This is a genomic window from Clostridium sp. 7_2_43FAA (assembly GCF_000158375.2).
GTDB lineage: Bacteria > Bacillota > Clostridia > Clostridiales > Clostridiaceae > Clostridium > Clostridium tertium.
This window is the reverse complement of record NZ_JH815222.1, coordinates 605090-619372: the sequence shown is the minus strand read 5'-3', so window position 1 is coordinate 619372 and position 14283 is coordinate 605090. Positions and strand designations below refer to the sequence as shown.

The following is a 14283-nucleotide window of genomic DNA, read 5'->3' as shown; positions in this document are numbered from 1 at the left end:
TAATTCCAAATAAAACACCTCGTCTTAAATTAATTTAGTAATTTATAAGTTTATTTAGCTATTATATCTTCTCCAAACCATTTTTTTGATATCTCTCCTGCTTTGCCCTCATTTACTAGTTCATCAAAGGCATTATTAAAAGCTTCAACTAAATCTTTATCATCTTTTCTCATTCCTACTGCGTATGATTCTTTACCAAAATCCTCATCTAACACTTTATATTTTTCTGCTCCTCTTTGGTTTATATAATATTTAGCTAATATTTCATCTGCAACAACTGCATCTACTCTTCCTGCTTCTAAATCCATCAAAGCTTCATTATTAGTTTCAAATGTAACTATTTTTCCATCTTTAAAGCTATTAACTATATCCCCATCAGCTTCTATTGCATCTACTGCACTCGATTGATTTTGGGCAGCAACTACAGCATCTTTTAATTCTTTTTTTGAATTAATTTTTGAATTAGCTAATGTTATGATGACTTGTCTATTATTTAAATATTCCTTTGAAAATGCAACTTTTTCTTTTCTCTCTTTAGTTACACTATATCCATTCCAAATAAAATCTATATTGCCATTGTTAAGTTCTGTTTCTTTCATACTCCAGTCTATAGGTTGAAATATAATCTTTTTATTTAATTTTTCACCAATTCCTTTTGCAAGTTCTATATCAAACCCTGTATATTCACCATTTTTGTCCTTAAAACCCATTGGGACAAAAGTATCATCAAACCCCAATACTAATTCTTCTTTTTCCATAGAATTTTCAATTTTCTTTTCTCCACAAGATACTAATGCTAATGACATTAATCCTAATAATGAAGTAATTAATATTTTTTTTACTATTTTCATAATTAAATCCCCCTTGTTCTTCATACTCTTTACTTATTTATTACTTTATCACAGTAAAGTAATAAAGTCAATAAAAAAAAATACAATACTTTATTTTTATTATTGTATTTTTAACCTTTAATTACTTTTCTTAAGTTATATATAATAGTTGTTGTAATAGGAATTAATAATATCCAATAAAAAGTACTTAATTGCAATTCTTCTAATTTAACTAAATGCCTGTATAAAATTATGCTTGAATAAATAAAATCTATAAATATAATAAATACAATTGAACTTTCTATAGTTAAAAAATAAGTTATTAAAGAAGTTAAATATATCACTCCAAGCATAATAAAATTTTCATATTTAAAATTAGTACTAATAATATTTGAAAAAATAGCTAAAAAGCAATTATATATTATAAATATTGAAATTACTATATCTGCATTTTTATTTTTTTTAGTCATTAAAATCTAGCTCCTTTTTATATACATTACTATTATTAACACTTTAAAAACTCCCTATTCTTATTATTTTAACTTTATTATATATTTATATGATTTATCTAATTTTCTCACTTTTATAAATATTGATTTTATTCTAGGAATAAATAATTTATTCTATTAATATCTTTTTCATTTTCTATATATTTTTCTACTGATAATTTAATATGTAAAAAAGAGACAGTACAAACTGCCTCTTTTTAAAATTACTTTAATCTCGTTCCTTCTTCTTCTTGAACTATTTTTCCCCTCTTCATCAACCCACCTAAAGCCATCTTAAAATAGTTTTTACTAGTATTAAATGTAGCCTTAATATCTTCTGGATTTGATTTATCATTAAATGGCATGAAACCACCATTTTTATTTAAGTATTTTAGTATATCTTCTTGAATTTGTTCTCTTTCATTCAACCTTGTTTTTCTTGGAGTTAAACCTATAACTCCATCTTCGTATATTTTTTTTATTCTTAACTTCATTTCAGTTCCTGGATAAACTTCCATGTAATATTCATTTGGTAATACTATTCCTTTATACTTTGAATCTATAGCTACATGAATTGTTCCACCCTGGCTTTTTGAATAAACTTGAGCTATAACCTCTTCTCCAACTTTAAATTCCTTTTCTTCTTCTTGCGCATTTAATAAATAATTTTCTACATCTGTAGTTGCTGCTAATCTTCCCGTTTTATCTACATATATGTAAAATAAATATTTACTTCCTGTATGTAATTTAAATCTTTGCTCTTTTATTGGAACAAAAATATCTCTATCTAGCCCAAAATCAACAAATGCTCCAAACTCTGTTTGGAATACCACTTTTAAATATGCAACTTCTCCAACAGTAACTAAAGGTTTTTTAAAGGTAGCTATTGGTCTATCTTTTGAATCTCTATATACAAATACCTCTATTTTATCTCCTACTTGTATTTCTTTATCCTCTGTCATAGATTTAGGAAGTAATACATCTATTCTTCCTTCATCTCCTAAATAAAACCCAAATTCTTTTTCTCTTTTAACTTCTAAAACATTGTATTTTCCTATATTAATCATTTTTCCTCCTGATTTTATAAGTATTTTTTACTTAACTCAACATAATTATTAGCAGATTTTTTTATACTTTCAATTTCATCATCTGTAAGCTTTCTTATAACCTTTGCTGGACTTCCAAGAATAAGAACTCCTTCTTCATATTCTTTACCTTGAGGTACTAAAGAACCAGCTCCTATTATAGTATTCTTTCCTATTTTCGCTCCATTTAATATTATTGACCCCATTCCTACTAAAACATTCTCTGAAATTGTACATCCATGAATTATAGCTCCATGACCTACAGTCACATTTTTACCTATAATAGTTTCAAAATCAACATCAACATGAACAACTGAATTTTCTTGAATATTGGTATTTTCACCTATATATATTTTGCTCATATCACCTCTTAATCGTGATCCAAACCAAATATTCACATTCTTCTCAATAACAACTTCCCCTATTATATCAACACTCTCAGATATATAGCAAGTTTTATGTATTACTGGTTTTATTCCATTAAAATCTTTTATCAATTTTACTTCCTCCAATCTAGTAAGTAATCCTTAAAGTTATTTTATCATTACTGAATATTATTGTCATTATTTATAGTTATTCAATACTATATATAGATAAGTAATAATTTATTGAGGAGCTTATTTTGGGAAGAAAAAAACATAAACAATTAAAAGAATTTGATCAAAGTAACATAAAATTTTATTATGGTATTCCACACTCTCATACTGAATTTTCAACTGGTAAAGGTTCTCCCATCGAAGCTTATGAGTATGGGTATAGATCTGGATTAGATTTTATGTTTATAACAGATCATAACTCTTATTTATCTAGTGAAATATCTATTAAAGATGATAAATACTCTAAGTTCCAAGGAACTAAGGTTTATGCCTCAAAAATAAAAAAGAAATATGATAGTTTTCTACCACTAGTTGGTTTTGAATGTAAGACTTATCTCTATGGAGATTTAAATATAATGAATTCTTCAAACTTTTTTACTGGTAGCGTAAGAGATTTAAAAGTCCTAGCATTATGGATGTTAAATAATCCTGATGCCTTTATTTCTATAAATCATCCACACAAAAATATAAAAGCATTACCTTATAACCCAGTATTAAATAAATTAATCACATCTATAGAAGTTGGAAATGGAAATCCTGCTAGTAAATATACCAGGCATGATCGCTACTATTTTAGCTTATTAGATGATGGCTGGAAACTTGGTGCTATTAATGGTCAAGATAACCATAGAATTAATTTTGGTGATTCTGAAAACTTGACAGTTTGCATTTGTAATAGTTTTTCTACTAGTGATATTATATCTTCCTTTAGAGAAAAGCGAACATATTCAACTGAATCAAGATATTTAAAGTTATATTTTACTATCAATGATAACTTTATGGGTGAAGAAATTACTATTTCTGATGATAAGCTTAGATTTATGATATTTACAGAAGATATTAAATATAAAATAAAAGAAATTCAAATAATAACTAATAAAGGAACAGTAATACGAACAATTGAAAATATTAATTTGAGTAGTATTAAGTATCTATATGAGCATAAAAGGGAACCCCACGAAACTTGGTATATAATAAAAGTTATTGAGGAAAATAATAAAGTTGCTTTTAGCTCTCCTATTTTTATAAATAACCCTGAAAATATAGTGTTGTAAATCTAAAAATTAAATATAAAAATAAATATGGCATGCATTATGTTTACTTCATAATTGCATGCCATATTTATATTCAAAACTCAAATTATTTTTTTTGATCTTGCATATGTTTTACTCTGTTAGGTTTAGCCTTAGGTCTTATTTCAATTTTCTTTTCCTTCTTTTTTGGTCCACCAGTACTTTGAATATCAAAGAACCATAAGAAGAACCAAACTATTACTATGGAAAGACCCATATTTATCCATACATTACTTGTCTTAACAAAAAATTGAACTCCAAATAAAACTAAAGATATAGCTAATGGAATCCATTTGTTGATTCTTACTTTTGAAAAAACATATTTTTTCCCTAAAGTAAATAGCATTATCATCACTGCAATAGTCGCTACAATATATGCTATAGAAAATAATATTTGCACGGTATTACTCCTCCTTTAAAAAGCTTCTATATACTATATTAAAAGAAATAATATATATTTTCAAGATATATGCCTTTAAATATTTATAACATTACTATTTTTATTTTATATTATAACTGATAAAATTTTTAATACATTTCAAACACCCATCTTTTACTAATTATTACTAATATATTAATAATTTCATTAAAATTTATTAAATTTATTATAATTCCCTTCTATTTTAATAAATTTTTTGATAGAATAAAGAAAGAAATTATAAAATGTTAATAAGAGGTGATTTTATGAGTTTAAATTTGACCTATCAATTAGATGAATTAGATCTACAAATACTAGATTTATTAATAAAAGATTGTAGAACTCCTTACTTAGAAATAGCAAGAATTTGCCATGTAAGTGGAGGTACAATACATGTTAGAATGAAAAAAATGGAAGAACTAGGAATAATAAAAGGAACTAGAATCCTTTTAAATTTACCTAAGTTAGGTTATGATGTGTGTTGCTTTGTTGGAATATACGTTGATAAAACTTCTTCTTTTGATTCAGTTTTTAATGAATTATCTAGAATTAAAGAAGTTGTTGAATTACACTTAACAACTGGAAATTATTCTATTTTTGCTAAGGTTGTTTGTAGAAATATTACTGATCTTCAAGATATATTATTAAATAAAATTAATACTATTAATGGAATACAAAGAACAGATACAATAATTTCTTTAGATCAACCTATTGATAGAAATATATCTATATAATAATACATAAAATAATTCCTTTTGGTTACACTATTTATTGTAAACCTATTTTAAAAGGAGTGTTTTTTTATGAAAGTTTTAGATTCTATAGCACTTATTTTAGTTATAATTGGAGCTGTTAACTGGGGTTTAATTGGATTCTTTCAATTTAATTTAGTTGACACACTATTTGGAACAATGACTGCATTTAGTAGAATAATTTATGCTTTAGTTGGAATAGCAGGAATATATTCTCTATCATTCTTTGCTAAAGATAGATTTATGGGCTCTAACTAATCAATATAATACAGTGTATTTAATTTGAATTAAGAGGGTGTGATTTTTCACACTCTCTTAATTTATATAAATTTTTATCTTTTATTATATGATGCATTACTATATATTTTTAATATCCTCAAAACCATAACCTAAGTTATCTATACACATTACTATTTTTTTTAAAATTGAATTTTCATTATAACAACATTTTATATTTCCACTATCATCTACTGAAACATCTACACTTTTCACTTCTATACTTAGATGATAAAATAAGCTAAGTTCTTCATCCTTTTTTTTATTCTTTATCCTATCAATCATACCTTTTCCATCATCATCTACATAACTCATTGATGTTGGAATATATTTTGTAACCCTATTATTTGTGCTAGTAATTATCTCTTTATTATATACTCCTATTTGTGGTTCATAAATTATTTTAAAGTATTCTTCAAATATCTTTTGTTGATCATTTGTTACCTTATAATGAGGTGTCTCCCAAAAGTCAATTGGTATATTGAGTTTATCTGATATCCTTATTGCCTCTTCTACTCTTTTTCTGACTTCTTCTTTATCATTATATCCATCATCTCCAAACTCATATCCTGAAACGCTATTACTCTCTTTATATTGATGAGTATATCCATGAAGACCTATTCTACCACTTCTATTTACAATATAATCTAATGTAAATAAAAAATTTGAATTTTGCATTGATTCATTTTTTGATATATCATTATCTATATTATTAGTATTATTTATATATCTTGGTATCCACCCTATACTAAAATCTTCTTCATTTTCATACATATAATCCACTACTGCTCTCACTTTTTCAAGTGCTGATTTTGTAACATAAACATCTCCTGCAGTAAAATCTTCAAACCTTAGAAATCCCTTTTTCTTTTTGTTATCATTTTTAATATTTTCATCATTAAATCCATTTATTAATCTTTTTGATATGTATATATCATTTTTATCGTAATCCCAGTAAGTATTAACCTTTAAAATTTCACATAAGTCAAAAAATGATATATAATATTCATTATTTTTCTTGAATATATCTCCTCTCAAGCTTTTAATTTCATTATCTTCTATGTATGTTCTATTATTTATATCTATATCAGTAATACTTTCTATTTTCAAAGTATCATCATTTGATTTTAAGCTATCTCCAAAATACTTCAAAAATTCTGAAACCGGTATATACAATCTATTGTTTTCATATAATACATCATTATTAAATTTCATTTTTTTATTTAAGAAAATAAAGCATATACTATACGGGACTTTTTTAGTATTCGTCGCATCATTTAAATTTTTTCTATATAATGCTTCTTTTTTCAAGAACTCTGCTCCTCTAGTATTCGAATATTTTGAAATCACTTGATATCTATTTAATTCAAAAAAACTAAATAAATACGAAACATAAATAACTAATAGTATTATAAAAAAAATTTTAACTCTTCTTTTCATAACCCTCTATCTCCCTTATAGATAAATTAATTAGTTTAATATAATTGGTATAATATATACTACTAATTTTATATTCTACATATAAAAAGCCTACTTTTAAAGTAGGCTTTCTTAATAATTTATTTCAATTTCTTTATAATATCAAATAATTCTATTGCAGCTTTTCTTGGTCCTTCTTTTTCTTGACCTTCTAAAGCTAAACAAGTTTTTATTTGTCCAACTTTTACATTTCCATTAAACATATCATCAAAGTATTTTTCTATTAATAGATCTGTTTCCTTTTGTTTCTGAGCTGGTCCAAATGGATTTGCAAAATAGCTTTCAACTAACCCTTTCTCTGAAGTTGTTCCCTTAGCCATCCTTGCTCCTGACTTAAATACCTTTATAGCCTCTTCTGTAGTTTTAAAGTATTCAATTGATTTTTCTCCTTCTTTAACTTCTGTATAGTTATTTGCATAAAGGAATAAATCAACTTCATATCCTTTTACTATTTCCTTATATGGTGCAACAGGCATTACCAGTCTAGCATTTATCTTATCTGGATTCATAAATATACTTCTATCAATTTCTTTAAAAGCATATCCTTGATCCAAGTCATCTAATCTAACAAATGCTCCTATTTCTGTTCCATATCCAATTATCTTTCCATTTACTTCTTTAAATGTTCCCATATCATCAAAGATAATTGTCATATTACTAATATAATCTTCACTTAACGCTCTAAATGCCTCTAAACTTTCTGATTTTCCTGCTCCACTATCTCCCATTATAACAACATTTGCTGTATTTCCATCTTTAAGTTCGATATTAACCATTGCCCCGTGTATAGGTAAATATCCTCTCTTTATCATTACTAGATTGTGTAATGTAAGTGTCATTTTCTTCATATATCCAAAGTAATCAATATCTACAGAATGATTAACGTAACCAACCATAATATCATTTTCTTTATCATCATAGAATACAGTTTTCTTTTCATTTTCATCATCTGTTGCTCCAAATACATAGACTAAATCTGGTTTTTTACCTCTATACTCTTCACATCTAGCCATTTCAAATAAGTTACATAAAGTTATTCCATGCTGCATAAAGTCTCTATGGAAATATATAAATGCTATAAGCTCACCTACTTTAGCTGGATAACAGAACCAATGATCTTTATTTAAAGATGCATATGTCAGTGGGTTAGTATCTATTTCTGTAAAAATTCCACTTCTAGTATTTTTCTTAGGGTATGTTATGAATGGAGTTTCTAATAAGATGCTATCAATAAATTCTATATCCTCTAAAGCTTCATATCCCTTTGGAAGTGGCCATAGAATTTTGTTAATTATAATTGATGCATTTCCTCCAACAGGTATTTGCCTAAATACATTTGGTTTATATCCTAATACATTTTTTTCAACTTTTCTATACAACTTTAATATTAAGTTAGATAATGATGAGTTAGCTTGAGTAAAACTTACTGCTGATAATCCATCTTGACGTTTATTGCTATGAATTATTGTGTATCTTTCTAATCTTCTCCAGAATAAATATAGATCTTCTACAAATGCTATAAAATTATCTTTATCCAAAAATAAATCGTGATAATTAGGATTAGCCTCAACAATTTCATCCACATTCATAACTGTGCAATATTTAAATATTTTAGATAAATTTTTTGATATTTGTGAAACATCTTCTGTTTTTAAACCTGACCTTAAATATCTCCAACTTAATGTAACTTTCTTTTTAGATTTTTTTAAGTAAGTTTCAATTACCTTTCTAAAACCTTCACTTTCTACTAATTCTTCAAATGTACTACAATATTTAGCTGTAAAATTAATTAATACTTTATCATTACTTATTGAAAACTCTTTACGCATACACTTGCCCCCTTTTTTGAAATATATATAATTTAAAAATTTCATTTTCGCACTAATTTTTTATATTATAACATACATTTTGCAAGTTTAGGAAGAAGTCTTTTTCATTTTTCTAAAATTATTATGACTTTTTTATATTTCTTAACAAAGAAAACGTAATCACATTAGTTTTTTTAATCTATTTTTATAAATTCATCAAATTTGCGAATATTTTTATTATAATACTATAAAACATCTATACCCTTCCGAACCTTAAACAAAATATACTTTCTATAATGTGGATATTTTTTTATTTATAAAAAAAACTATACCTTAAATTTCTTTTAACGGTATAGTTTATATATTATTCTTATTATACTTTTATTGTCCTAAATTTTTTGATATTACTTCTCTAACCTTTTCCATTAACCCTTTTTCTTCTTCTCTAGTTAGATTTTCAGTATATATAGGCTTCCCAAATGTAACTGTTATATCTATTGATTTAAACTTTCTATCTATTTCATAAGCCCTATATGCACCATCAATAGAAACTGGAACTACAGGTGCCTTAGCCATTGTAGCTAATTTTAAACTCCCTTTTTTAAATTCTCTTAGCTTTCCATCCTTACTTCTTGTTCCTTCTGGAAATATAGCCATACTATAGCCATTTTTTATATTATCTGCACCTTGTCTTATAACTTTAATTGCTTCCCTTGCATTTTCTCTGTCTAAAGGAACACAATTATACTTTTTCATCCAATACCCTAATATAGGAGCCTTCACCATTTCCTTCTTAGCAACAAACCCCATACACTTTCCTACTGAATCTATTAATAAAGGAATATCTAGAATACTAGTATGATTTCCTATATAACAGCATGGAACATCTGGAATATTTTCTTTTCCTCTTATAGTAACATTCATATTAAGAGTATTATGTATTGTGTATCTTGCCCAATCTTCCCCAACTTTCCCACTATAATCTACTGCTGCTTTTTCACCTTTTGTTTTTTCTAAAATTAAACGCTTTATTGCTTTGAATTGCATAAATATCATATATATACCATAATTTATAATCTTAAAAATACTCATCATTTTTCACCACCATATTTTATTTCTTACTTTATTATAAATGCTTATATTTTTTTCTTCAATTATATTTTTATTATCATATGTCTATAATATATGTATATATTCATATATTATTTTTTTATCTAAAATACTTTGCTTAAATACCCAATAAGTTAAATTTTATTTTATTCGAGGAGATAAAAATTGATAAAAAAATCATTTCATATAATCCTAAATTTCATTCTTATAATTTTACTTTTTCAATGTAGCATAAATACCAAAGAAACTAATATACAAATTAATAAAAATACCCTTCAAGTACATTTCATTGATGTTGGCCAAGGTGATTCTATATTAATTCAAGTTAATAACAAGAATCTACTTATTGATTCTGGACCTAATAAATCTGAAGATAAGTTAAAAAAATACCTGAAAAAATTAAATATATCTAAGTTTGATTATATCATCGCAACTCATCCCCATGAAGATCATATAGGAAATATGAGCTACATAATTAATAATTTTGATGTATTAAATTTTTATGCACCTAAAGTTGAGAATTCTACAAAGGCTTTTGAGACAATGGTAGAATCTCTTATTCGAAAAGATTTAAAAATCAAAGTACTAAAAGCAAATATAAAATCAATAGATCTTGGTAAAAATATAGTAGTAGATGTTTTCTCTCCGCTCTCTAACAGTTATGAAGATTTAAATAATTATTCTCCTATTGTAAAAATATCTTATGGAAATACTTCATTCTTATTTACTGGTGATGCTGAAGAACTTTCTGAAAACGAAGTTTTAAATGCTGGTTTTGATTTGAAATGTGATGTATTAAAAATAGGCCATCATGGATCTTCTAGTTCAACTTCCGAAAATTTTTTAAAGGCAAGTAATCCTTCCATCGCAGTAATTTCAGTAGGAGAAGATAACACTTACGGTCATCCAACTGATACTGTTTTATCAAGACTAAAAGAAACTAAAATTTATAGAACAGATATAAATGGAAACATAGTAATAACATCAGATGGTTTATCTTTAAAATGATAGATGCTCCTAAAATATTAGGAGCATCTATCATTTAAGATTTTATTCTTAAATCAATATTTTAACTTTCTTTTAATGCATCCTTTTCTTCATTTATGCAAGTTTTTTCTTCCGTTTCTTTTATATCTTTAAAGTTTTTATTTTGTATAATAAAAAAATCATCATCTTCTTTTTTATTATCATCTATTTCTTCTATATATTGATCTTCTTGAATTTCATCTTCCTTCTTTATATATGCCCTCCATCTCATATAAATATTATACAAATTGGTAACATCTTGCTCATTATATAGAAGTATAGTTTCTATCTTCTCTTTTGGCATTCTTAGTATATAATCTCTATCTTTTAATACTTTATTAAAAGTTTTAGCCAAATTAGATCCACTAATTAAATCTCCCTCTCTATGAATATCAAACTCTTTTTCTAGATTTTTTAAACCTATAGAGTGTCCATATTCTTTTTCATACTCTCTTTGAATATCTATATCTTCAAATTCCTTAGAAAAATTAAATTCTATTCCATATTTTTTAAACAAGTAATTTATAACTGTATAGTCATTATTTCCTGAGAAAGTAACAATTGCTTTCTTCCCTTTTCTCTTCATATTAACAAAATATCTTTTAGCTAAATCAAGAATTTGAATTACTTCCCCTTTATTTTCAATCATATATTGAGTTACATACAATTTATTATTTTCAAAAACACAGGCTCCAAAGACTCCTATACATTTTGGCTTCTTATACACATAATGCTCTAAATCAAAAAATATTAATTCTTCAGGAGGCCTATTAATTGTATCTGTTTTTAGCATAAAATCTCTTGCTAAATAATCCACCTCTATTATATTCTCTCTTATAATCACATTACCACTCTTTCTTCCTTATCATTTATCACCTTTTAAGTCCTTAGTTTATCTTATAATATTATATCATCTTTTATAACAATATAAAAATAAATATAATTAAATCTTTCTACCTTAATATAATATTATGTAATTTATTATATGTTCAACAAAAATATAACTAAGTTTAAATATAAAAATATTTTATAATTGATAATATTTATCAGTTATACACTTAAAAATATTGACTACATTTTAACATTTTGGTATTATAATAATATGATAATGATTTTCAATACGAGGTGGATGGTATGAGTCTATATGATTTAAATTTAGGAGAAAAAGCTATAATAAAATATATCAATGGTGATGATAAACTTACAAAAAGATTATTAGCTCTTGGTTGTATTGAAGGAACTGAAATTGAACTTAAAAGAATTGCTCCTTTAGGGGATCCAATAATAGTTAATCTTAGAGGATTTGATTTAGCAATTAGAAAAAAGGATGCTAAAAATATATTTTTAGCTGTATAGGGGGAATAACAAATGAAAACAGTAGCATTGCTTGGAAATCCAAATGTTGGTAAGACTACTCTTTTTAATTACTTAACTGGTTCAAATCAAAGAATTGGTAACTGGGCTGGAGTTACAGTAGATAAAAAGGAAGGATTTTTTGGAAATACTAGAATAGTTGATTTACCTGGTATATATGCAATGGATACTTATTCTAATGAAGAAAAAATATCTAAAGCATTTTTAGAAAATGACGACGTTGATGTTATATTAAATATAATAGACGCCTCAAATATTGATAGAAATCTTTATTTGACAACTCAACTAAAGCAATTTAAAAAACCTATTATTTTGGCTATAAACATGATTGATGTTGCTGAAAAAAAAGGAATAAACTTAGATTATAATAAATTATCAGAACTTATGAATGTTACAGTAATTCCAATTGTAGCTTCTAAAGGACAAGGTATTGATAATATAAAATCAGTTCTAGAAAGTGGTAATTATTTATCTAAGATAGATAATAGCAATTATGAATTTAATAATGAAAAAGAAACCTATGAATTTATAGAAGATATTCTTAATAAATGCAATAAAACTATAGATAAATCTAAAACTACATTAAAAGATAAATTAGATAACTTTCTATTAAATCCATGGCTTGCATATCCAATATTTATAATAATAATGGCATTAATGTTCCAAATTACATTTGCATGGATTGGACAACCATTATCTGATATGTTGGATGGATTTTTAAATGATTCTATTTTACCTTATTTATCTGATTTACTTGCTAATACTGCTCCATGGTTTCAATCTCTAATAGTTGATGGTATTGTAGCTGGTGTTGGTGGGATTATTGTTCTATTACCTATAATACTTGCACTATTTGCATGTATATCGATACTTGAAGATAGCGGATACATGGCTAGAGTTGCATTTATCATGGACAAACTAATGAGAAAAATGGGCCTTTCAGGTAAAGCATTTATACCTATGATAGTAGGATTTGGCTGTACAGTTCCTGCTATAATGTCCGCTAGAACATTAGAAAGTGAAAAAGACAGAAAGCTTACAGCTTTATTAGTTCCATTAATGAGTTGTAATGCTAGATTACCTGTTTACGCTGTATTTGCAGCAGTATTTTTCCCAAACTATACAGGATTAGTAGTTGCTCTTTTATATTTATTAGGCGTAATATTAGCATTTATTTTAGGAATAATATTTAAGAATACTTTATTTAAAAAGGATGAAGAACCATTTATTATAGAACTACCTGAATATAAAGCTCCTTCTATAAAAAATGTTGGTAAACAAGTTTATGAAAAAGCTAAGAGCTTCTTAGTAAAAGCCGGAACTATAATATTTGCTATGAGTGTTGTTATTTGGTTCTTATCAAACTTTAACTTCTCAGGTACTGTAGATGTTAATGAAAGTATATTAGCATCAATTGGAAATTTTATAGCTCCAGTATTTAGTCCTTTAGGATTCGGTAACTGGCAAAGTTCAGTTTCTTTATTAACTGGATTATTAGCTAAAGAAACCGTTGTTGCATCAATGGGCATTATATTTGCTGGTGACTTATCAGTAATGCTGCCAGTTTATTTTACTACAGCATCAGCAATATCATTCTTAGTTTTTGTACTTTTATATACTCCTTGTATATCAGTTCTAGGTGCAATGAAAAAAGAGTATGGTACTAAATTTACATTATTTGCAAGTGCATATCAACTTGTTTTAGCTTGGGTAGTTTCATTTATAATTTTTAACATAACTAAATTATTTATATAAAAGAAGGTGTTTCCATGGAAGTATTAATTACTTTAATTATTGTGGCTTTTGCAGGATATACAATATATAAGAACGTAAGAAAATCTTCTAAAGGCGAATGTAATTGTGGTAGTTGCTCAAATCATTGCCCAGCCTATGAAGAAAAAGAAAATGGAATTAAACTTAAGAAGAATAACTAAAAGTAAAATGGCTTAATAAGATTCAATTGAATTT

At 25.8% G+C, this 14283-nt stretch carries 16 protein-coding genes; 7 read left to right on the top strand and 9 right to left on the bottom strand.

Annotated features, from left to right (window positions below):
• Positions 1 to 50: 50 nt before the first annotated feature.
• The 4 genes from CSBG_RS04480 to CSBG_RS04465 form a co-directional block, all read right to left on the bottom strand.
• Positions 51 to 851, bottom strand: coding sequence for an amino acid ABC transporter substrate-binding protein (locus CSBG_RS04480; RefSeq protein ID WP_008677449.1), 801 nt, complete (start codon positions 849 to 851; stop codon positions 51 to 53).
• A gap of 110 nt (positions 852 to 961) precedes the next feature.
• The gene (locus CSBG_RS04475) at positions 962 to 1300 is read right to left on the bottom strand and encodes a hypothetical protein (RefSeq protein WP_008677447.1); all 339 of its coding nucleotides are present in this window, start codon (positions 1298 to 1300) and stop codon (positions 962 to 964) included.
• Between the two features lie 242 nt (positions 1301 to 1542).
• Positions 1543 to 2385 carry a S1-like domain-containing RNA-binding protein gene (locus tag CSBG_RS04470; protein WP_008677445.1) on the bottom strand — a complete coding sequence of 281 codons (843 nt, stop codon included), beginning with the start codon at positions 2383 to 2385 and terminating at the stop codon, positions 1543 to 1545.
• A 14-nt stretch (positions 2386 to 2399) separates the two neighbouring features.
• Positions 2400 to 2900 carry a gamma carbonic anhydrase family protein gene (locus CSBG_RS04465; RefSeq protein WP_008677443.1) on the bottom strand — a complete coding sequence of 167 codons (501 nt, stop codon included), beginning with the start codon at positions 2898 to 2900 and terminating at the stop codon, positions 2400 to 2402.
• A 125-nt stretch (positions 2901 to 3025) separates the two neighbouring features.
• On the opposite strand from CSBG_RS04465, the gene CSBG_RS04460 reads away from it, so the two are divergent.
• The gene (locus tag CSBG_RS04460) at positions 3026 to 4054 is read left to right on the top strand and encodes a hypothetical protein (RefSeq protein WP_008677442.1); all 1029 of its coding nucleotides are present in this window, start codon (positions 3026 to 3028) and stop codon (positions 4052 to 4054) included.
• A gap of 85 nt (positions 4055 to 4139) precedes the next feature.
• On the opposite strand, the gene CSBG_RS04455 is transcribed toward CSBG_RS04460, so the two are convergent.
• Positions 4140 to 4472, bottom strand: a complete 333-nt coding sequence (locus tag CSBG_RS04455) for a hypothetical protein (RefSeq protein WP_008677440.1) — start codon at positions 4470 to 4472, stop codon at positions 4140 to 4142.
• Positions 4473 to 4756: 284 nt separating this feature from the next.
• Between CSBG_RS04455 and CSBG_RS04450 the strand changes: the two genes are divergently transcribed.
• Both CSBG_RS04450 and CSBG_RS04445 read left to right on the top strand, forming a co-directional pair.
• Positions 4757 to 5224 (top strand): Lrp/AsnC ligand binding domain-containing protein, encoded by a 468-nt coding sequence (locus CSBG_RS04450; protein ID WP_008677437.1) that lies wholly within the window; start codon positions 4757 to 4759, stop codon positions 5222 to 5224.
• Between the two features lie 69 nt (positions 5225 to 5293).
• A complete protein-coding gene (locus CSBG_RS04445) occupies positions 5294 to 5500 on the top strand; it encodes a DUF378 domain-containing protein (protein ID WP_008677436.1) in 207 nt (68 codons plus the stop codon).
• A gap of 99 nt (positions 5501 to 5599) precedes the next feature.
• On the opposite strand, the gene CSBG_RS17670 is transcribed toward CSBG_RS04445, so the two are convergent.
• The 3 genes from CSBG_RS17670 to CSBG_RS04430 form a co-directional block, all read right to left on the bottom strand.
• A complete protein-coding gene (locus CSBG_RS17670; RefSeq protein WP_008677434.1) occupies positions 5600 to 6958 on the bottom strand; it encodes a DUF2334 domain-containing protein in 1359 nt (452 codons plus the stop codon).
• A gap of 119 nt (positions 6959 to 7077) precedes the next feature.
• On the bottom strand, positions 7078 to 8826 hold the full coding sequence (locus CSBG_RS04435; RefSeq protein WP_008677432.1) for a phosphoenolpyruvate carboxykinase: 1749 nt from the start codon (positions 8824 to 8826) through the stop codon (positions 7078 to 7080).
• 360 nt (positions 8827 to 9186) lie between these two features.
• Entirely contained in the window at positions 9187 to 9900 is a 714-nt protein-coding gene (locus CSBG_RS04430; protein WP_008677430.1) for a lysophospholipid acyltransferase family protein, read from the bottom strand.
• 180 nt (positions 9901 to 10080) lie between these two features.
• Between CSBG_RS04430 and CSBG_RS04425 the strand changes: the two genes are divergently transcribed.
• On the top strand, positions 10081 to 10923 hold the full coding sequence (locus CSBG_RS04425) for a ComEC/Rec2 family competence protein (protein WP_008677428.1): 843 nt from the start codon (positions 10081 to 10083) through the stop codon (positions 10921 to 10923).
• Between the two features lie 61 nt (positions 10924 to 10984).
• On the opposite strand, the gene CSBG_RS04420 is transcribed toward CSBG_RS04425, so the two are convergent.
• Complete coding sequence (locus CSBG_RS04420) at positions 10985 to 11785, bottom strand: ribonuclease H-like domain-containing protein (RefSeq protein WP_008677426.1); 801 nt, start codon at positions 11783 to 11785, stop codon at positions 10985 to 10987.
• Between the two features lie 290 nt (positions 11786 to 12075).
• Between CSBG_RS04420 and CSBG_RS04415 the strand changes: the two genes are divergently transcribed.
• The 3 genes from CSBG_RS04415 to CSBG_RS17885 are packed head-to-tail and all read left to right on the top strand — an operon-like array spanning position 12076 to position 14249.
• Complete coding sequence (locus CSBG_RS04415; protein ID WP_008677424.1) at positions 12076 to 12297, top strand: ferrous iron transport protein A; 222 nt, start codon at positions 12076 to 12078, stop codon at positions 12295 to 12297.
• 12 nt (positions 12298 to 12309) lie between these two features.
• Entirely contained in the window at positions 12310 to 14070 is a 1761-nt protein-coding gene (gene feoB, locus CSBG_RS04410; protein WP_008677422.1) for a ferrous iron transport protein B, read from the top strand.
• 14 nt (positions 14071 to 14084) lie between these two features.
• Positions 14085 to 14249, top strand: a complete 165-nt coding sequence (locus tag CSBG_RS17885) for a FeoB-associated Cys-rich membrane protein (protein WP_008677420.1) — start codon at positions 14085 to 14087, stop codon at positions 14247 to 14249.
• Positions 14250 to 14283: the final 34 nt, after the last annotated feature.

Coding starts and splice junctions, on each gene's coding strand:
- CSBG_RS17670 (WP_008677434.1), bottom strand. CDS start 6,958: ATGAAAAGAAGAGTTAAAATTTTTTTTATAATACTATTAGTTATTTAT.
- CSBG_RS04445 (WP_008677436.1), top strand. CDS start 5,294: ATGAAAGTTTTAGATTCTATAGCACTTATTTTAGTTATAATTGGAGCT.
- CSBG_RS17885 (WP_008677420.1), top strand. CDS start 14,085: ATGGAAGTATTAATTACTTTAATTATTGTGGCTTTTGCAGGATATACA.
- CSBG_RS04480 (WP_008677449.1), bottom strand. CDS start 851: ATGAAAATAGTAAAAAAAATATTAATTACTTCATTATTAGGATTAATG.
- CSBG_RS04470 (WP_008677445.1), bottom strand. CDS start 2,385: ATGATTAATATAGGAAAATACAATGTTTTAGAAGTTAAAAGAGAAAAA.
- CSBG_RS04430 (WP_008677430.1), bottom strand. CDS start 9,900: ATGATGAGTATTTTTAAGATTATAAATTATGGTATATATATGATATTT.
- CSBG_RS04450 (WP_008677437.1), top strand. CDS start 4,757: ATGAGTTTAAATTTGACCTATCAATTAGATGAATTAGATCTACAAATA.
- CSBG_RS04415 (WP_008677424.1), top strand. CDS start 12,076: ATGAGTCTATATGATTTAAATTTAGGAGAAAAAGCTATAATAAAATAT.
- feoB (WP_008677422.1), top strand. CDS start 12,310: ATGAAAACAGTAGCATTGCTTGGAAATCCAAATGTTGGTAAGACTACT.
- CSBG_RS04435 (WP_008677432.1), bottom strand. CDS start 8,826: ATGCGTAAAGAGTTTTCAATAAGTAATGATAAAGTATTAATTAATTTT.
- CSBG_RS04475 (WP_008677447.1), bottom strand. CDS start 1,300: ATGACTAAAAAAAATAAAAATGCAGATATAGTAATTTCAATATTTATA.